The organism is Klebsiella sp. JB_Kp004 (assembly GCF_040065795.1).
GTDB lineage: Bacteria > Pseudomonadota > Gammaproteobacteria > Enterobacterales > Enterobacteriaceae > Klebsiella > Klebsiella quasipneumoniae.
The window spans coordinates 126,202-144,629 of the sequence record NZ_JBEAKW010000009.1 but is presented as its reverse complement, the minus strand read 5'-3'; the positions used below and the strand labels follow the sequence as shown (position 1 = coordinate 144,629).

Here is an 18,428-nt window from a genome sequence, read left to right as displayed (position 1 = left end):
AAGAGGCCAAAATCGAATAAACACTGCCTGGGAGGCATCAAATGATTACTGGTATCCAAATTACTAAAGCGGCAAACGACGACCTGCTGAACTCTTTCTGGCTGCTGGATAGCGAAAAAGGCGAAGCGCGTTGCCTGTGCGCCAAAGGTGGTTTTGCGGAAGATGACGTGGTGGAAGTCAGCAAACTGGGTGAAATCGAATACCGTGAAATCCCGGTAGACGTGAAACCAGAAGTTCGCGTGGAAGGCGGTCAGCACCTGAACGTTAACGTGCTGCGTCGCGAAACCCTGCTGGACGCGGTTGAGCATCCGGAAAAATACCCGCAGCTGACCATTCGTGTTTCCGGCTACGCGGTACGCTTCAACTCCCTGACCCCGGAACAGCAGCGCGACGTTATCGCTCGTACCTTTACCGAAAGCCTGTAAGGCTAACGCCAGATGTGAAAACGCCGGGATATCCCGGCGTTTTTTTTACTCTTCGCTCGACGCTGATGGCGTCCCGGTCGCGCTTGGCTTCCGGCGCTTACCGATATTTTTCGTATCGCGGTGGCGCTTCTTCACCCGCGGCTTCTCTTTTTCTTTCTCTTTTTTCTCGGCGCGTTTCGCCAGCACTTTCTTCGATGGCTTACCGGTCAACTTCTCGCTTGGCGCGCGGGTTTTTGGTCGCAATTCATCAATCACGCGAGCTTTCAGCGGTTCTTCAACGTAGCGGCCGATCTTGCCCAGCAGCAGGTGATCGTGCGCTTCAACCAGCGAAATCGCGGTGCCTTTCTTACCTGCACGGCCGGTACGACCGATACGGTGCAGATAGATGTCGGCGGTGCGCGGCATATCGAAGTTAAAGACGTGGCTGACGTCCGGAATATCGATACCGCGGGCGGCGACGTCGGTGGCGATCAGCACGTTTACGCGGCCGTCGGTCAGACGCTTAATGGCTTCGTTACGCTTGGCCTGCACCATCTCGCCCTCCAGCCAGCAGGTGTTAATCCCCGCTTCACGCAGCCAGTTGGCCAGCTCATGCACGCGCTCGCGCTTGCGCACAAAGACGATAGCGCGGGTAGCTTCCGGCTGTTGCAGCAGATTCACCAGCAGCCTGGTCTTATGTTCGATATCGTCCGCGCGATAGTACCATTGATGGATTTTCTTACGCTCGCGAGTCGACGGGGTAGCGGAAACTTCAACCGGCTCTTCCAGCAGGCGCTCAGCGAAGTCTTTGATCGCATCGCCTTCCAGCGTCGCGGAGAACAGCATGGTCTGCTTGCGCCAGCGGGTTTCACCGGCGATGGTTTCGATATCCTGCGCAAAGCCCATGTCCAGCATGCGGTCGGCTTCATCGAGGATCAGGGTCTCGACGGCGCGGCAGTCGAAGTTCTCTTCTTTTATATACTGCAGCAGGCGACCAGTGGTGGCGACCACGATGTCCTGGTTTTCGCTGAACACTTCCGCGTGGTTCATGTAGGCTACGCCGCCGGTAATGGTGGCGATATCCAGATGGGTATGCTTCGCCAGCTCGCGGGCGTGGTCAGCCACCTGCATCGCCAGCTCACGGGTCGGCGTCAGGATAAGAATACGCGGCGGGCCGGATTTCTTACGCGGGAAATCGAGCAGGTGCTGCAACGCTGGCAGCAGATACGCCGCCGTTTTACCGGTGCCGGTCGGCGCTGAACCGAGAATGTCACGGCCATCGAGCGCAGGCGGAATAGCGGCGGCCTGAATGGCTGTCGGGCGAGTGAAACCTTTATCCTGGAGGGCTTCCAGCAGGTTTTCGTCGAGTTCAAGTTCGGAAAAAGTCGTTACAGTCATGTTCTACCTCTGAGTGGGCCGCCGATTATAGACGTTACTGACGTAATGTTCATCTGTTTGTAAGGCTATCTGTTCTCCGGTATTGTGCATAGCCTTACGTTCAGGAGTTTTTTGTCGGCAAGGTTATTGAGGATGTCTCAGTCGAAGTTTGCGCTGCCGCGCAATGGTTTTACCTTCAAACAGTTTTTTGTCGCTCACGATCGTTGCGCGATGAAGGTGGGTACCGACGGCATTTTGCTCGGCGCCTGGGCGCCGATTGCCGGGGTGAAACATGTGCTGGATATTGGCGCCGGCAGCGGCCTGCTGGCGCTAATGCTCGCGCAGCGTACCGGCGATGATGTGCGTGTCGATGCGGTCGAACTGGATGAGGAGGCCGCCGCCCAGGCGCAGGAAAATGCCCTTGCGTCGCCATGGGCTTCGCGGGTTGAGGTCTGTCAGGCCGATATTCATCAGTGGCAGCCGCCGCAGACCCGACGCTATCAACTGATAATCAGTAACCCGCCCTTTTTTGCGGAAGGGGTGCCTTGCGCCACCTCGCAGCGGGAGCAGGCGCGGTATACCACGACGCTCGATCACGCTTCTCTGCTGACCTGTGCCGCTGAGCATATCACCGAAGAAGGCTTTTTTTGCGTGGTGCTGCCGGTAGATATCGGAAATGCGTTTATCGAACGGGCAACCGCGATGGGCTGGCACCTGCGACTGCGCACTGACGTGGCGGAGACCGAGATGCGGCCGCCGCATCGGGTGCTGCTGGCTTTCTCCCCGACGGCGGGGGAGTGTTTCAGCGACAGGCTGGCGATCCGCGGGCCAGAGCAGCAGTATTCAGAAGGCTTTACCGCTCTGACCGAGGATTTTTATCTCTTTATGTGAGCCAGGGGCGACAATATCGACGGACCGCTGTTCGGCAGCGGCTGCGGATAGTCGAGGGTGTAATGCAGTCCCCGGCTCTCTTTGCGCAACATCGCGCAGCGTACGATAAGTTCCGCCACCTGCACCAGATTGCGCAGCTCCAGCAGATTATTCGAGACGCGGAAGCGGGCGTAATACTCATCCAGCTCCTGCTGCAGCATGGTAATGCGCCGCAGGGCGCGCTCCAGCCTGCGGGTGGTGCGCACAATCCCCACGTAGTCCCACATCAGCAGGCGCAGCTCGTGCCAGTTATGCTGGATAACCACCAGTTCATCCGGGATCTCCACCTGACTTTCATCCCACGCCGGCAGGGTGCTGACCTTCTGGGCCAGCGGCAGGCGACGGGCAATATCTTCTGCGGCGGACCAGCCGTAAACCAGACACTCCAGCAGCGAGTTCGAGGCCATACGGTTCGCGCCGTGCAGCCCGGTATAGCTGACTTCGCCGATGGCGTATAACCCATCGACGTCGGTGCGGCCATTATCATCCACCATCACGCCGCCGCAGGTGTAATGCGCGGCAGGGACGACCGGCACCGGATCTTTGGTTAAATCAATTCCCAGACCGAGCAGCTTTTCGTAAATCATCGGGAAGTGCTGGCGAACAAACGCCTCGGGTTTATGGCTGATATCAAGGAACATACAGTCAACGCCAAGGCGCTTCATCTCATGATCGATGGCGCGGGCGACGATATCGCGTGGGGCCAACTCGCCGCGTTCGTCAAAGTCCGGCATAAAGCGGGTGCCGTCCGGGCGTTTAAGGTGGGCGCCTTCGCCGCGCAGCGCTTCGGTCAGCAGGAAATTGCGCGCCTGCGGATGATACAGCGCGGTGGGGTGAAACTGGTTGAATTCCAGATTCGCCACCCGGCAGCCCGCCCGCCAGGCCATCGCGATACCGTCTCCGGAAGAGACGTCGGGGTTAGTGGTGTATTGATAAACCTTGGCGGCTCCGCCGGTGGCGAGTACCACCGCCTTCGCGCTGCAGGTTTCCACGCGCTCTTTATTGCGGTTCCAGATCCATGCCCCGACCACCCGGCGCGTGCCCGGCAGGCCAATCTTATCCGATACGATCAAGTCGACGGCATTGCTGCGCTCAAGGATGCGGATATTGGGATGGGCGAGGGCTTTATCGACCAGCGTCGTCTCCACCGCTTTGCCGGTAGCGTCGGCGGCGTGAAGAATGCGCCGATGGCTGTGGCCCCCTTCGCGCGTGAGATGATAGCTCTCTTCGCCATTGGCCTGGACCTGGGTGTCAAACAATACGCCCTGATCGATAAGCCACTGGACGCATGGTCTGGCGTTGCTGGCGACGAAGGTGACCGCATGGCGATCGCATAACCCTGCGCCGGCGATCAGGGTATCTTCGACATGGGATTCAATACTGTCGGTCTCGTCGAAGACGGCGGCAATCCCGCCCTGCGCATAGAACGTCGAACCTTCGCTGATCGGCCCTTTGCTCAACACCGTCACCGAACTGTGCTCTGCCAGGCGCAGCGCAAGAGAGAGGCCGGCAGCGCCGCTGCCGATAATCAACACATCACAAGAGAAGTCAGGAGTGGTATTCATCGTCTTTGTTTAATTTACTAAACACATTTAGCTCACAATAGCACCAGCTCGTGAGGAATCGTACAATTTTTTTTAACTGGCGTTGTGACGGCTAAACAGCAGGCGAGCGGAAACGGTCTGGAGCACGGCGAAAATGAGACGCGTGGCAGGTTGATAGCATTGGATTTTATAGTGAAATAAACGCCGTGTTACGATACCCTTCAGACGGGCCTGCGCTTTTTCTTATTGACTAACCTATCGTTTAGCAACCTGGGCATATAATGATTGATAACGATCTGCCGCCGTTGCCAGACAAAAAACAAAAGCGTAACGGAACTTTATTGTTTTCATACACTCCAAGAGTCAGCTTGCTCATAATGCAGATTTTGGGTGGTGTTTTGAAGACGCATGGGAATTGGGTTTGGGGAGACATTACCTCGGATGAGCGAGCAGTTAACGGATCAGGTCCTTGTTGAACGGGTCCAGAAAGGAGATCAGAAAGCGTTTAATTTGCTGGTAGTGCGCTATCAGCATAAGGTCGCGAGCCTGGTTTCCCGCTATGTACCGCCGGGCGATATCGCTGACGTCGTTCAGGAATCGTTCGTTAAGGCATGGCGTGCGCTGGACTCTTTCCGGGGAGATAGCGCTTTTTACACCTGGTTATACCGTATCGCCGTCAATACGGCGAAGAATTATCTGGTTGCTCAGGGACGCCGTCCGCCGTCCAGCGATGTTGACGCCAACGAGGCGGAAAACTTCGAAAGCGGCGGGGCGTTGAAAGAAATTTCGAACCCTGAGAACTTAATGTTGTCAGAAGAACTGAGACAAATAGTTTTTCGTACCATTGAATCGCTTCCGGAAGATTTACGCATGGCAATTACGTTACGGGAGCTGGATGGCCTAAGCTATGAAGAGATAGCCGCTATCATGGATTGTCCGGTTGGGACGGTGCGTTCGCGTATCTTCCGGGCGCGAGAAGCTATTGATAATAAAGTTCAACCGCTTATCAGGCGTTGACGATAGCGGAATACTGGAAAAGGGTATCAGGCATGCAGAAAGAAAAACTTTCGGCTTTAATGGATGGTGAAACGCTGGATAACGAACTGCTCAACGAGCTGAGTCGTTCTTCTGAGATGCAAAAAACCTGGGAGAGTTATCACCTTATCCGCGATACGCTGCGTGGCGATACCGCAGAGGTGCTGCAATTTGATATCTCCGCCCGGGTGATGGCCGCCATTGAAAATGAGCCCGTTCGTCAGACGGCGCCGCTTATTCCTGAATCTCAGCCCGCACCGCACCAGTGGCGGCAGATGCCGTTCTGGAACAAAGTGCGTCCGTGGGCCAGCTCACTGACCCAGATGGGCGTTGCCGCCTGCGTATCGCTTGCGGTTATCGTCGGCGTCCAGCACTATAATGGGCAGTCTGATGCCGCTCAGCAGCCAGAGGCGCCGGTGTTCAATACGCTGCCGATGATGGGTAAAGCGAGCCCGGTAAGCCTTGGCGTACCGGCTGACGTATCAGCAGGTAGCGGCCAGCAGGCTCAGGTCCAGGAACAGCGTCGGCGGATTAACGCCATGCTGCAGGACTACGAACTGCAGCGCCGCCTGCACGCTGAGCAGCTTCAGTTTGGCCAGGCCCAGACTCAGCAGGCCGCAGTCCAGGTGCCGGGTTATCAAACTTTAGGAACGCAATCGCAGTAATGAAGCAACTTTGGTGTGCCATGTCGCTCATGGCAGGCAGTCTGTTGTTCTCTGTCAACGCCTCGGCTGATACATCGTCCGGGGCGTTGTTGCAGCAGATGAACCTGGCCAGCCAGTCCCTCAATTATGAGCTGTCTTTCGTCAGCATCAGCAAACAAGGCGTTGAGTCGCTGCGCTATCGTCATGCGCGACTGAACAATCAACCGCTGGCGCAGCTTCTGCAGCTGGACGGTCCGCGCCGGGAAGTGGTCCTGCGCGGTACGGAAATCAGCTATTTTGAACCCGGCCTCGATCCGTTCACCCTGAACGGCGACTATATCGTCGATTCGCTGCCGTCGTTGGTTTACAGCGATTTCAAACGTCTCAGCGCAGCCTATGATTTTATCTCCGTGGGCCGTACCCGTATCGCCGACCGTCTCTGCGACGTGATCCGCGTCGTGGCTCGCGACGGCACGCGCTATAGCTTTATCGCCTGGCTGGACGCTGAGACCAAGCTGCCGCTGCGCGTCGATTTGCTCGACCGCGACGGTGAAACGCTGGAGCAGTTCCGGGTCGTCTCTTTCAACGTTGGCGATAACGTCAGCGCCAGCATGGAGACGCTGGCGAAAGCGAATTTGCCGCCGCAGCTGTCGGTGCCTGAAGGGGGCGACAAAGCCAACTTCAACTGGGCGCCAACGTGGCTCCCGCAGGGCATGACTGAGGTCTCCAGCAGCCAGCGTCGTCTGCCCACCTTTGATGGTCCGGTAGAATCACGTCTCTATTCCGACGGCTTGTTCAGCTTCTCGATCAATATCAACCGCGCCACCGCGGCCAGCAGCGACCAGCTGTTGCGCACCGGCCGACGCACCGTCAGCACGACGGTACGCGATAACGCGGAGATCACCGTGGTGGGCGAACTGCCGCCGCAGACGGCGAAGCGTATCTCAGACAGCATTAAATTCAAGGCAGTACAATGATCAAAGAGTGGGCCACCGTGGTTTCCTGGCATAACGGCGTGGCGCAGGTGCACTGCGACGTTAAAGCCTCCTGCAGCAGTTGCGCCTCCCGCGCCGGCTGCGGCAGCCGGGTATTAAACAAGCTGGGGCCGCAGACCAGCCATACCATCAGCGTGCCCTGCGAGCAGCCGTTGACGGCGGGGCAAAAAGTGGAGCTGGGGATCGCCGAGAGCAGTCTGCTGGGTTCGGCGCTGTTGGTCTACATGGCGCCGCTGGTGGGTCTGTTTGTGATGGCGTCGATTTTCCAGGTGCTGTTTGCCAGCGATATCGCTTCGCTGTGCGGCGCGCTGCTGGGCGGCGTCGGCGGGTTTCTGGTGGCGCGCGGTCTGTCGCCGCAGCTGGCAGCGCGCCAGTCGTGGCAGCCGGTGATTCTGAGCGTCGCGTTGCCGCCGGATCTGGTGCGTATCGAAACGCCTTCCTCCGACATGGGTCAGTGATTTCACTGGCCCTTATCTTTATTTACCCTTCCTGTTACAACGCCACAATTTCTGCGGTTATGCTGGATCTAACAGCATTTCCTGGTTTCAAGGATGTAGTGTAGAATGCGGCGTTTTCGGATTAAAAAACGTCAGGCACAGTACAGCGGCCTCATGATACTCGTAAGGCATAATTAACTCTAAATATGAAGAATATACGTAACTTTTCGATCATCGCTCACATCGACCACGGTAAGTCGACGCTGTCTGACCGTATCATCCAGATTTGCGGTGGCCTTTCTGATCGTGAAATGGAAGCCCAGGTTCTGGACTCCATGGATCTTGAGCGCGAACGCGGGATCACCATCAAGGCGCAGAGCGTCACCCTGGACTATAAGGCCAACGACGGTGAGACCTATCAGCTGAACTTTATCGACACCCCGGGCCACGTGGACTTCTCTTATGAAGTTTCCCGTTCCCTCGCCGCGTGCGAAGGCGCGCTGCTGGTGGTTGACGCCGGGCAGGGCGTAGAAGCCCAGACCCTGGCCAACTGCTACACCGCGATGGAGATGGACCTGGAGGTCGTTCCGGTACTCAACAAGATCGACCTGCCTGCGGCCGACCCTGAGCGCGTAGCGGACGAAATTGAAGATATCGTCGGGATCGACGCCCACGACGCGGTGCGCTGCTCGGCGAAAACCGGCGTCGGCGTGACCGAGGTGCTGGAGCGTCTGGTGCGCGATATTCCGCCGCCGGAAGGCGATCCGGACGCGCCGCTGCAGGCGCTGATTATCGACTCCTGGTTCGATAACTACCTCGGCGTAGTGTCGCTGGTACGAATTAAAAACGGCACCATGCGCAAGGGCGACAAGATCAAGGTCATGAGTACCGGCCAGGTCTATAACGCCGACCGTCTGGGCATCTTCACGCCGAAACAGGTTGACCGTACCGAGCTGAAATGCGGCGAGGTAGGCTGGCTGGTCTGCGCGATCAAAGACATCCTTGGCGCGCCGGTGGGCGATACCCTGACCGCCGCCCGCAACCCGGCAGACAAAGCGCTGCCTGGCTTTAAGAAGGTGAAACCGCAGGTGTATGCCGGCCTGTTCCCGGTGAGCTCCGATGATTATGAAGCTTTCCGCGACGCGCTGGGCAAACTGAGCCTCAACGACGCCTCTCTGTTCTACGAGCCGGAAAGTTCTACCGCGCTGGGCTTCGGCTTCCGCTGCGGCTTCCTCGGCCTGCTGCACATGGAGATCATTCAGGAGCGTCTGGAGCGTGAATACGATCTTGACCTGATCACCACCGCGCCGACGGTAGTTTACGAAGTGGAGACCACCTCCAAAGAAGTTATCTACGTCGACAGCCCGTCCAAGCTGCCGCCGCTGAATAATATTCAGGAGCTGCGTGAGCCGATCGCCGAGTGTCACATGCTGCTGCCGCAGGAGTTCCTCGGCAACGTGATCACCCTGTGCGTGGAGAAGCGTGGCGTGCAGACCAACATGGTTTACCACGGTAAACAGGTGGCGCTGACCTACGAAATCCCGATGGCGGAAGTGGTGCTCGACTTCTTCGACCGTCTGAAGTCTACCTCCCGCGGCTATGCGTCGCTGGACTACAACTTCAAACGCTTCCAGGCGTCGAACATGGTACGCGTCGATGTTCTGATCAACGGCGAGCGCGTCGATGCGCTGGCGCTGATCACCCACAACGATAACGCGCCGTATCGCGGTCGCGAGCTGGTGGAAAAGATGAAAGATCTTATTCCGCGTCAGCAGTTCGACATCGCGATTCAGGCGGCCATCGGCAACCACATCATTGCGCGTTCTACCGTGAAACAGCTGCGTAAAAACGTGCTGGCGAAATGCTACGGCGGTGACGTCAGCCGTAAGAAAAAGCTGCTGCAGAAGCAGAAAGAAGGTAAGAAGCGTATGAAGCAGGTCGGTAACGTTGAACTGCCGCAGGAAGCGTTCCTCGCCATTCTGCACGTTGGTAAAGACGGCAAATAACCCTAAGGAGTTGGCATGGCGAACATGTTTGCCCTGATCCTGGTGATTGCAACCCTGGTGACGGGCGTTTTATGGTGCCTGGACAAGTTCATTTTTGCACCGAAACGTCGTGAGCGTCAGGCCGCTGCTCAGGCAGCGACCGGCGAGCAGCTGGACAAAAAGACGTTGAAGAAAGTCGGCCCGAAACCGGGCTGGCTGGAAACCGGCGCATCGGTTTTCCCGGTGCTGGCGATCGTTCTGGTGGTACGTTCATTCATTTATGAGCCGTTCCAGATCCCGTCAGGTTCGATGATGCCGACTCTGCTGATTGGCGATTTCATCCTGGTGGAGAAATTTGCCTACGGCATTAAAGATCCTATCTACCAGAAAACGCTGATCGAGACGGGTCATCCGAAGCGCGGCGACATCGTGGTGTTTAAATATCCGGAAGACCCGCGCCTGGACTACATCAAGCGCGCGGTGGGGCTCCCGGGGGATAAAGTCACCTACGATCCGATTGCCAAGCAGGTCACCATTCAGCCGGGCTGCAGCTCCGGACAGGCCTGCGGCAACGCGCTGCCGGTGACTTACTCCAACGTGGAGCCGAGCGATTTCGTTCAGACCTTCTCCCGCAGCAACGGCGGCGAAGCGAGCAGCGGTTTCTGGCAGCTGCCGAAGGGCGAAACCAAAGCCGACGGCATTCGCCTCACCGAGCGTCAGGAGACGCTGGGCGACGTCACGCATCGTATTCTGATGGTGCCGATTGCTCAGGATCAGGCTGGCATGTATTACCATCAGAGTGGTCTGCCGCTGGCCACCTGGATTGTGCCGCCGGGTCAGTACTTCATGATGGGCGACAACCGGGATAACAGCGCCGACAGCCGTTACTGGGGCTTTGTGCCGGAAGCAAACCTGGTCGGGAAGGCCACCGCTATCTGGATGAGTTTTGAAAAGCAGGAAGGTGAATGGCCGACCGGCGTGCGGTTATCGCGCATTGGTGGAATTCATTAATTTCATCTGCTGAATTCACGCCGCTGCTGTTATCGCAGCGGCGCGAATTATTTAGTATTTAAATCCATTCAAACTAACGACATCCCGTGTCGTTGCGTATAGAATATCCCCCCGAAGTTTTTGGTTGTCGCTCTGCCGGGTGACACTGCACACGAAAGCGTATTGATCTGTTTCAACTTACTGTTTGAAGCGTATGCTCAGGTCGGTTTCGTGTGCTGCATCTTTGACGCATTCATTTATTGGTAACGCATGAACCCCATCGTAATTAATCGGCTTCAACGAAAGCTGGGCTACACTTTTCATCATCAGGAGCTGTTGCAACAGGCATTAACTCACCGCAGTGCCAGCAGCAAACATAATGAGCGCCTGGAATTTTTAGGCGACTCCATTTTAAGTTTCGTGATCGCTAATGCGCTGTATCATCGCTTTCCTCGCGTGGATGAAGGCGACATGAGCCGTATGCGCGCGACGCTGGTGCGCGGCAACACGCTGGCGGAAATCGCCCGCGAGTTTGAACTGGGCGAATGCTTGCGCCTCGGGCCGGGTGAACTGAAAAGCGGCGGTTTCCGTCGCGAATCGATTCTCGCGGACACCGTTGAAGCGTTAATTGGCGGGGTTTTCCTCGACAGTGATATTCAGAACGTTGAACGCTTAATCCTCTCCTGGTACCAGACTCGTCTGGACGAAATCAGCCCGGGCGATAAGCAAAAGGATCCGAAGACGCGTCTGCAGGAGTATCTGCAGGGTCGTCATCTGCCGCTGCCGTCCTACCTGGTAGTCCAGGTGCGCGGCGAAGCGCACGATCAGGAATTTACTATCCACTGCCAGGTCAGTGGCCTGAGTGAACCGGTGGTTGGCACAGGTTCCAGCCGTCGTAAGGCGGAGCAGGCTGCCGCCGAACAGGCGCTGAAAAAGCTGGAGCTGGAATGAGCGAAGAAAAAAGTTATTGTGGGTTTGTCGCCATCGTGGGTCGTCCAAACGTTGGCAAATCCACGCTGTTGAATAAGCTGCTTGGGCAGAAGATCTCGATCACCTCCCGTAAAGCGCAGACCACCCGTCACCGCATCGTCGGCATCCATACCGAAGGGCCGTATCAGGCGATTTACGTCGATACCCCGGGCCTGCATATGGAAGAAAAGCGCGCCATTAACCGCTTAATGAACAAAGCGGCCAGCAGCTCTATTGGCGATGTTGAGCTGGTCATCTTCGTGGTGGAAGGCACCCGCTGGACTCAGGACGACGAGATGGTGCTCAACAAGCTGCGCGACGCCAAAGCGCCGGTGATCCTCGCGGTCAACAAAGTGGATAACGTGCAGGAAAAAGCGGATCTGTTACCGCATCTGCAGTTCCTCGCCAGCCAGATGAACTTCCTTGATATCGTGCCGATGTCGGCGGAAACGGGGACCAACGTCGACACCATTGCGTCGATCGTGCGTAAGCATCTGCCGGAAGCGATCCACCACTTCCCGGAAGATTATATTACCGACCGTTCCCAGCGCTTTATGGCCTCCGAAATCATCCGTGAAAAACTGATGCGTTTCCTCGGCGCTGAGCTACCGTACTCCGTCACCGTGGAAATCGAACGTTTCGTGACCAACGAGCGTGGCGGTTACGACATCAACGGCCTGATCCTTGTCGAGCGTGAAGGGCAGAAGAAGATGGTGATTGGCAACAAAGGCGCCAAAATCAAAACCATCGGCATCGAAGCGCGTAAGGACATGCAGGAGATGTTTGAAGCGCCGGTCCACCTCGAGCTGTGGGTCAAAGTGAAATCCGGCTGGGCCGATGACGAGCGCGCCCTGCGCAGTCTCGGTTATGTTGACGACCTCTGAGTTAACGCAACGTGGATGGATGGCAGCGCGCCTTTGTCCTGCATAGCCGACCGTGGAGCGAAACCAGCCTGATGCTGGACGTCTTCACGGAAGAATCCGGTCGCGTGCGCCTGGTTGCCAAGGGCGCACGCTCCAAACGCTCGAATCTTAAAGGCGCTTTACAGCCCTTTACCCCCTTGCTGGTTCGCTTCGGCGGCCGCGGCGAAGTCAAAACCCTGCGCAGCGCGGAAGCTGTCTCGCTGGCGCTGCCACTCAGCGGCATCACCCTCTACAGCGGTCTTTACGTTAACGAGCTTATCTCCCGCGTGCTTGAGCACGAAACGCGCTTCTCCGAACTCTTTTTTGACTACCTGCACTGCATTCAGGCGCTCGCCGGGGCCAGCGGTTCGCCGGAGCCTGCGCTGCGGCGCTTTGAGCTGGCGCTGCTCGGGCATCTGGGCTATGGCGTGGATTTTCTCCACTGTGCCGGGAGCGGCGAGCCGGTGGACGACACCATGACCTACCGCTATCGCGAAGAAAAAGGCTTTATTGCCAGCCTGGTGATTGATAACAACACGTTTACCGGGCACCATTTGAAAGCGTTGGCGAGTCGCGAGTTTCCTGATGTTGATACGTTACGCGCCGCGAAGCGCTTTACCCGTATCGCCCTGAAGCCCTATCTCGGCGGCAAACCGCTCAAGAGCCGGGAATTGTTTCGCCAGTTTATGCCCGCGCGAAAGGCGCGAGCGGATAATACGAATAATGATTAACGAGGATTGTCATGGCTGAATTACTGTTAGGGGTCAATATTGACCATATCGCGACCTTGCGTAACGCCCGCGGCACCGCTTACCCGGATCCGGTTCAGGCGGCTTTCATTGCCGAACAGGCCGGCGCCGACGGCATAACCGTGCATCTGCGCGAAGACCGCCGCCATATCACCGATCGCGATGTGCGTATCCTGCGCCAGACGCTGCACACCCGCATGAATCTTGAAATGGCGGTCACCGAAGAGATGCTGACGATCGCCTGCGAAACCAAACCGCATTTCTGCTGCCTGGTGCCGGAGAAGCGTCAGGAAGTGACCACCGAAGGCGGACTGGACGTGGCCGGCCAGCGCGACAAGATGCGTGATGCCTGTCAACGCCTGGCGGATGCCGGCATCCTGGTCTCCCTGTTTATCGATGCGGATGAAGCGCAGATCAAAGCGGCAGCGGACGTTGGCGCGCCCTATATCGAAATCCACACCGGCTGCTATGCCGATGCTAAAACCGACGCTGAGCAGGCGAAGGAGCTGGAACGTATTGCCAAAGCGGCCACCTACGCCGCCAGCCTCGGCCTGAAGGTCAATGCGGGTCACGGTCTGACCTATCACAACGTGAAGGCGATTGCTGCGCTGCCGGAAATGCATGAGCTGAATATCGGCCACGCGATTATTGGCCGGGCGGTAATGAGCGGCCTGAAAGAGGCGGTGGCGGAAATGAAACGTCTGATGCTGGAAGCGCGCGGCTAATGGCCATCCTCGGGCTGGGTACCGACATCGTCGAGATCGCCCGCATCGAGGCGGTGATCGCCCGCAGCGGCGATCGCCTTGCCCGCCGGGTGCTGAGCGACCATGAATGGAGCATCTGGGAGCAGCACCAGCAGCCGGTGCGTTTTCTGGCGAAACGCTTTGCGGTCAAGGAAGCAGCGGCGAAAGCGCTGGGGACCGGGATCCGCAACGGGTTGGCCTTTAATCAGTTCGAAGTTTACAACGATGAGCTGGGCAAGCCGAAGCTGCGGCTATGGGGTGAGGCGCAACGGCTGGCGGAACGACAGGGGGTGAGCCATATTCATGTCACGCTCGCCGATGAGCGCCATTACGCCTGCGCCACGGTGATTGTCGAAAGCTAAGCCGGGAAGCGGTTAAATTTTATCCGCGTGGTGCATCAGGACGAATTTATCCCACAGCTGCTCTTCATTCTCGACGTGTGCCGGATCTTTCAGAATGGTATTTGGGATCGGGCACACCTTCTGGCAGGTGGGCGTGTCGTAATGGCCCACGCATTCGGTGCAGCGGTCGCTGTTAATTTCATAAATGCTGTCACCCATCGAAATGGCCTCATTAGGGCACTCCGGCTCGCACATATCGCAGTTGATGCATTTTTTGGTAATTAACAGCGCCATCAGGAAAATCTCAGAAACAACACAAACAGGGCGGGCATTATACGCCCATTTTCTGCTCAGACCAGCTTTTTCACCAGCGCTTCGCTATGGCGAATGCGCTCCGGCGCCCGCTCCAGATCCTGCTGCACCAGCCCCATAAACAGCAGGTCGGTGAGCATCATTTGCGCGCTGGTGGAAGAGATGGCCGCGCTGCGCGTCGCCTGCTCTTCGGCGATGGTGTACAGGCAGTGGGTCGCCTGCTGCTGCAGGGCGTTAGGGCTAAAGCCGGTGATCGCCAGGATCCTGGAGCCCACGCGCAGCGCTTCACCGGCCGCCATATTGATCTCCCGACGCTCGCCGGAGTAAGAGATCGCCAGCAGCAGATCGTCGCTGGACATGGCCTGCACCGTCGCCAGCAGGGCGTGCATATCCTGCTCCGAAACAGCATTAACGCCGATCTTCATCAGCTTCCAGCTAAAGTTACGCGCCACCAGGCCGGACGCGCCAATCCCGGTGACGATCACCCGCCGGGCGTTGCGCAGCAGCGTGACAGCTTCCCGCAGCGTCTCTTCAGTGTTGACGTCCAGCGAGGCATGCATGGCGGCGACATTGTCTTTAATGAGTTTCTCGCCCACCAGACGCAGCGGGTCGTCACCGCGAATGTGGTTATGTACCGGAACGGAGTGCGGATCCGGGCTGCTGGCCAGCGCTTCACTCAGCGCCAGCTTCAGCGCCGGAAAGCCTTTGAACCCCAGTTTCTGGGCAAATTTAACCACGCTGGACTGACTCACACCGGCTTCCACCGCCAGCTGCTGCGAGCTGAGGTGCCGGGTGTCATCGGGTTGGCTCAGAATAAAATCGGCCAACTTTTTGTCGCTCGCCGCCAGGGTGGGATAGCGCTGACGAATACGCGTTAAACAGTTCATTGGAGCTCCGCTGGAGCCGTCCGGCTCGTGACTGACAGAATTTTTATTCGATTATAAGGGGTATACCACGAATTAAAAATTCATAAGCCACAATTTTTCCTTCGCCTGCTAATTTAATTCTTCCTTAACGGCAGGGATGTTTTCCCTCTTCATGGCATAAGACTGTTAAGCTTACCCTAACGAGAAGCGAATCCTGAGCGAAGGAGGCAGTTTGCAGCACAGTGAACGGAGAGTGGTGTTTTTCGATCTGGACGGAACCTTGCATCAACAGGATATGTTCGGCAGTTTTCTGCGCTACCTGCTGCGCCATCTGCCGCTGAACCTGCTGCTGGTGGTGGCGATGGGGCCGGCGATCCTTGCCGGGCTGGCGGTGTGCGGGCGGGCGGCGCGCTGGCCGATGAGCCTGCTGCTGTGGGCGTCAACCTTTGGCCGTCGCGAGGCGGTACTGAAGCGGCTGGAAGCGGAGTTTGTCGGCTGGTTTCGTCATCATGTGACGGCGTTTCCGGTGGTTCATGCGCGGCTGACGGCCTACCTGACCAGTACCGATGCCGACGTCTGGTTGATCACCGGCTCGCCGCAGTCGCTGGTGGAACAGGTCTATCGCGATACCCTCTGGCTGCCGCGGGTGAATCTGATAGCCAGCCGCACCGCGCGCCGCTGGGGCGGCTGGGTATTGACCCTGCGCTGCCTGGGCCATGAAAAGGTGGTGCAGCTGGAGAAAAAGATTGGCGCTCCGCTGCAGCTGTATAGCGGCTATAGCGATAGCGAGCAGGATAACCCGTTGCTCGGCTTTTGCCAGCATCGCTGGCGGGTCACCCCGCAGGGAGAGCTGCAGCAACTGGAGTAATAGTGTGTAATTGATAGCTCCCATGTATAATGCGCCCCGCTTTTTCTGCTGGAGTGGCCGCTGTGTCTGACCTCGAACTCAATGATGAATACTGGATGCGTCATGCCCTGACGCTGGCGAAGCGCGCCTGGGAAGAGGGCGAGGTGCCGGTGGGCGCGGTGCTGGTGCATAACAATCAGGTCATCGGCGAGGGCTGGAACCGGCCGATAGGCCGTCACGACCCCACAGCCCATGCGGAAATTATGGCCTTACGCCAGGGCGGGCTGGTGCTGCAAAACTATCGCCTGATCGACGCCACGCTGTACGTGACCCTCGAGCCCTGCGTGATGTGCGCGGGCGCGATGGTGCACAGCCGTATCGCCCGCCTGGTGTTTGGCGCCAGGGATGCCAAGACCGGCGCCGCCGGCTCACTGATGGATGTTCTGCACCACCCGGGAATGAACCATCGGGTTGAGATTAGCGAAGGCGTGCTGGCGGGATCCTGCTCTGCCATGCTGAGTGACTTCTTCCGCTGGCGGCGGGAAGAGAAAAAAGCGCTGAAGAAAGCCCGGGAGCAGAACGGGGAAAGTTAATACAGGTGGCCGGGGAGTTTCATCCGGGCATTATCCATCTGTTTATCGGCGCGAAACTTGAAAAAGGGTAGGGTGGTCTCCTGCGGCTGTTCGAGCTCATTGGGGAGCACCGCCGGGTAATCCTCCGCCAGGGCCAGCGTTTGCTGCTGCTGGCGCTCCTTTTCTGACAAATAGCCGACAAGGCTTATCTGATATTTGCGGATGTTTTCCACATAGGCGTAGGCCTCATGGCCGCGGGCATAGCCGTATTTAAGTTTGCTGTAATAGGGTTTCTGGCTCAGCAGGGGTAAACGCAGCTTAACGTCTGCCCAGCTGTTGGGATTGCCTTTCTGTTTGCGGGTGAGCGCCATGGCGTCCAGCATATGGGCATAGCCCATATTGTAAGCGGCCAGCGCAAACCAGATGCGTTCATCTTTCGGGATCGAATCCGGCACTTTATCCATCATATCCTGGAGATAGCGCATACCGCCGTCGATACTCTGCGCCGCATCGGTCCGGTCAGTCAGCCCCAGACTCTGCGCCGTATTACGCGTAAGCATCATCATGCCGCGCACGCCGGTAGGCGAGGTGGCCTGCGGATCCCAGTGGGATTCCTGCCAGGCGATGGCGGCCAGCAGGCGCCAGTCGATCTCGCGGGCGTACTTTTCAAACAGCGGCTGCACCTCCGGAAGAATGTTTTCCACCGCGCGCAGGAAGGTGCGGGTATCGACATAATCGAAATCGTTGCCGTGGCCGAGGTACTTCTCTTCCAGGCGCGCCAGGGTGCCGTCTTCATTAATATTGTTGAAGAAATCAAGCATCGCCGCCGACAGCGAATTATCGTCGTCCCGAGCGCTGAACCAGGTGACCGGCTGTTCGTCGGTGATATCAAGGGCTACCGCCAGCTCCGGATGGACGCGCTGAAACAAGCTGACGGCCACCGAGTCGGCGATGGTGTAATCGAGTTTGCCGTCAATCACCGCCTGCATCAGCGCGGTGGTGCCGCGCTTTTCGTCCACGCGCCAGGCAAGATCCGGGTATTTCTCCGCTTTCAGTACCTGGAGATCGTTGATCGCCACGTGACCCGGGGCGATGGCGAGCTGCTCGGCGGTCAGCGCCGCGAGGCTGCGCGGCCGGGTATTGCCGACGCGATAGACCAGCTGTTGGGAAACGGAGTAGTAGCCAGGGCCGGCCTGGTAGTTTTTCACCCGCTCCTGGTTATAGACCAGCCCGGCGGCCAGCATATCGGCCTGACCGTCGTCGAGGTCGTCAAACAGCTGGCTGATGTTCTGGCGGACGGTTATCTTAAGCGTCACGCCGAGGTAGTCGGCAAACTGCTTCGCCAGTTCGTAGTCCAGGCCGAAGGTTTTATTGTTCATGGTGGCGAAGGTCATCGGCGAGTTGATGGTGCTGATGCGTAACTCGCCGCGAGCGATAATGCCCGCCACCCGGTTCTCCGGTTTACCGGACCAGGGGATCGACGGCCACAGGGCAGCCGCCAGCAAAAGGGTGACAATGCCGATAAGCAGATAATTAATCTTTAATTTTTTCAGCGCGTTAATCTTCTGCAGCTTCAGGTTCCTCAGCAGGCGATGTCCGGAAAAAACGCAAGGTTGTCGTCGAATGAGCGGCATTCTGCTTAAGAATGCGCCAGTTGGCAACTTATTCGCGATGGACGTCACATTTATTGATAAACAGCATCAATGATTTTATTTCTACGCAAACGGTTTCGTCGGGGCGCAGGATTCACTATAATGACGCCCGTTTCCCCCCCTGGCTCACCCTG

20 protein-coding genes are annotated in these 18,428 nt (G+C 57.6%); 15 read left to right on the top strand and 5 right to left on the bottom strand.

Going from position 1 to position 18,428, the window contains the following annotated elements; all coding sequences use genetic code 11:
• The first annotated feature begins 41 nt into the window (after window positions 1-41).
• A complete protein-coding gene (gene grcA / locus ABLX76_RS11760; protein WP_080901514.1) occupies window positions 42-425 on the top strand; it encodes an autonomous glycyl radical cofactor GrcA in 384 nt (127 codons plus the stop codon).
• A gap of 45 nt (window positions 426-470) precedes the next feature.
• On the opposite strand, the gene srmB is transcribed toward grcA, so the two are convergent.
• Window positions 471-1,802: an ATP-dependent RNA helicase SrmB gene (gene srmB, locus ABLX76_RS11755; RefSeq protein ID WP_032453738.1), complete on the bottom strand. Its 1,332-nt coding sequence runs from the start codon at window positions 1,800-1,802 to the stop codon at window positions 471-473.
• A 132-nt stretch (window positions 1,803-1,934) separates the two neighbouring features.
• On the opposite strand from srmB, the gene ABLX76_RS11750 reads away from it, so the two are divergent.
• Window positions 1,935-2,672, top strand: a complete 738-nt coding sequence (locus ABLX76_RS11750) for a tRNA1(Val) (adenine(37)-N6)-methyltransferase (protein ID WP_048298029.1) — start codon at window positions 1,935-1,937, stop codon at window positions 2,670-2,672.
• On the opposite strand, the gene nadB is transcribed toward ABLX76_RS11750, so the two are convergent.
• Window positions 2,657-4,276: an L-aspartate oxidase gene (gene nadB / locus ABLX76_RS11745; RefSeq protein ID WP_023290670.1), complete on the bottom strand. Its 1,620-nt coding sequence runs from the start codon at window positions 4,274-4,276 to the stop codon at window positions 2,657-2,659. The two genes, ABLX76_RS11750 and nadB, sit on opposite strands and share 16 nt — an antisense overlap.
• A gap of 420 nt (window positions 4,277-4,696) precedes the next feature.
• On the opposite strand from nadB, the gene rpoE reads away from it, so the two are divergent.
• From rpoE to acpS, 11 genes are all read left to right on the top strand, one after another.
• Complete coding sequence (gene rpoE, locus ABLX76_RS11740) at window positions 4,697-5,272, top strand: RNA polymerase sigma factor RpoE (protein ID WP_002914074.1); 576 nt, start codon at window positions 4,697-4,699, stop codon at window positions 5,270-5,272.
• A gap of 32 nt (window positions 5,273-5,304) precedes the next feature.
• Window positions 5,305-5,955, top strand: a complete 651-nt coding sequence (rseA, locus tag ABLX76_RS11735) for an anti-sigma-E factor RseA (protein WP_032453736.1) — start codon at window positions 5,305-5,307, stop codon at window positions 5,953-5,955.
• A complete protein-coding gene (gene rseB / locus ABLX76_RS11730) occupies window positions 5,955-6,911 on the top strand; it encodes a sigma-E factor regulatory protein RseB (protein WP_004201821.1) in 957 nt (318 codons plus the stop codon). The genes rseA and rseB overlap by 1 nt, the downstream gene beginning before the upstream one ends.
• Window positions 6,908-7,387, top strand: a complete 480-nt coding sequence (rseC, locus tag ABLX76_RS11725) for a SoxR-reducing system protein RseC (protein WP_004201822.1) — start codon at window positions 6,908-6,910, stop codon at window positions 7,385-7,387. The genes rseB and rseC overlap by 4 nt, the downstream gene beginning before the upstream one ends.
• A 185-nt stretch (window positions 7,388-7,572) precedes the next feature.
• The gene (gene lepA / locus ABLX76_RS11720; RefSeq protein WP_023290668.1) at window positions 7,573-9,372 is read left to right on the top strand and encodes a translation elongation factor 4; all 1,800 of its coding nucleotides are present in this window, start codon (window positions 7,573-7,575) and stop codon (window positions 9,370-9,372) included.
• Between the two features lie 15 nt (window positions 9,373-9,387).
• Complete coding sequence (gene lepB, locus ABLX76_RS11715) at window positions 9,388-10,362, top strand: signal peptidase I (RefSeq protein WP_004201827.1); 975 nt, start codon at window positions 9,388-9,390, stop codon at window positions 10,360-10,362.
• 249 nt (window positions 10,363-10,611) lie between these two features.
• Window positions 10,612-11,292, top strand: a complete 681-nt coding sequence (rnc, locus tag ABLX76_RS11710; protein ID WP_002914065.1) for a ribonuclease III — start codon at window positions 10,612-10,614, stop codon at window positions 11,290-11,292.
• A complete protein-coding gene (era, locus tag ABLX76_RS11705) occupies window positions 11,289-12,194 on the top strand; it encodes a GTPase Era (protein WP_023290667.1) in 906 nt (301 codons plus the stop codon). The genes rnc and era overlap by 4 nt, the downstream gene beginning before the upstream one ends.
• An 11-nt stretch (window positions 12,195-12,205) precedes the next feature.
• Complete coding sequence (gene recO / locus ABLX76_RS11700) at window positions 12,206-12,943, top strand: DNA repair protein RecO (protein WP_002914062.1); 738 nt, start codon at window positions 12,206-12,208, stop codon at window positions 12,941-12,943.
• Between the two features lie 11 nt (window positions 12,944-12,954).
• Window positions 12,955-13,686: a pyridoxine 5'-phosphate synthase gene (pdxJ, locus tag ABLX76_RS11695; RefSeq protein ID WP_004201834.1), complete on the top strand. Its 732-nt coding sequence runs from the start codon at window positions 12,955-12,957 to the stop codon at window positions 13,684-13,686.
• A complete protein-coding gene (acpS, locus tag ABLX76_RS11690; RefSeq protein ID WP_262963120.1) occupies window positions 13,686-14,066 on the top strand; it encodes a holo-ACP synthase in 381 nt (126 codons plus the stop codon). Before pdxJ ends, acpS begins: the two co-directional genes overlap by 1 nt.
• A gap of 12 nt (window positions 14,067-14,078) precedes the next feature.
• On the opposite strand, the gene ABLX76_RS11685 is transcribed toward acpS, so the two are convergent.
• Together ABLX76_RS11685 and ABLX76_RS11680 are read right to left on the bottom strand one after the other, a co-directional pair.
• The gene (locus ABLX76_RS11685) at window positions 14,079-14,339 is read right to left on the bottom strand and encodes a YfhL family 4Fe-4S dicluster ferredoxin (protein WP_023290665.1); all 261 of its coding nucleotides are present in this window, start codon (window positions 14,337-14,339) and stop codon (window positions 14,079-14,081) included.
• Window positions 14,340-14,395: 56 nt separating this feature from the next.
• A complete protein-coding gene (locus ABLX76_RS11680; RefSeq protein WP_023290664.1) occupies window positions 14,396-15,244 on the bottom strand; it encodes a MurR/RpiR family transcriptional regulator in 849 nt (282 codons plus the stop codon).
• A gap of 211 nt (window positions 15,245-15,455) precedes the next feature.
• Between ABLX76_RS11680 and yfhb the strand changes: the two genes are divergently transcribed.
• A complete protein-coding gene (gene yfhb / locus ABLX76_RS11675) occupies window positions 15,456-16,091 on the top strand; it encodes a phosphatidylglycerophosphatase C (RefSeq protein WP_017900418.1) in 636 nt (211 codons plus the stop codon).
• Between the two features lie 62 nt (window positions 16,092-16,153).
• Window positions 16,154-16,663: a tRNA adenosine(34) deaminase TadA gene (gene tadA / locus ABLX76_RS11670; RefSeq protein ID WP_023290663.1), complete on the top strand. Its 510-nt coding sequence runs from the start codon at window positions 16,154-16,156 to the stop codon at window positions 16,661-16,663.
• On the opposite strand, the gene mltF is transcribed toward tadA, so the two are convergent.
• Window positions 16,660-18,276: a membrane-bound lytic murein transglycosylase MltF gene (gene mltF / locus ABLX76_RS11665; RefSeq protein ID WP_032453733.1), complete on the bottom strand. Its 1,617-nt coding sequence runs from the start codon at window positions 18,274-18,276 to the stop codon at window positions 16,660-16,662. The two genes, tadA and mltF, sit on opposite strands and share 4 nt — an antisense overlap.
• Window positions 18,277-18,428 lie beyond the last annotated feature (152 nt).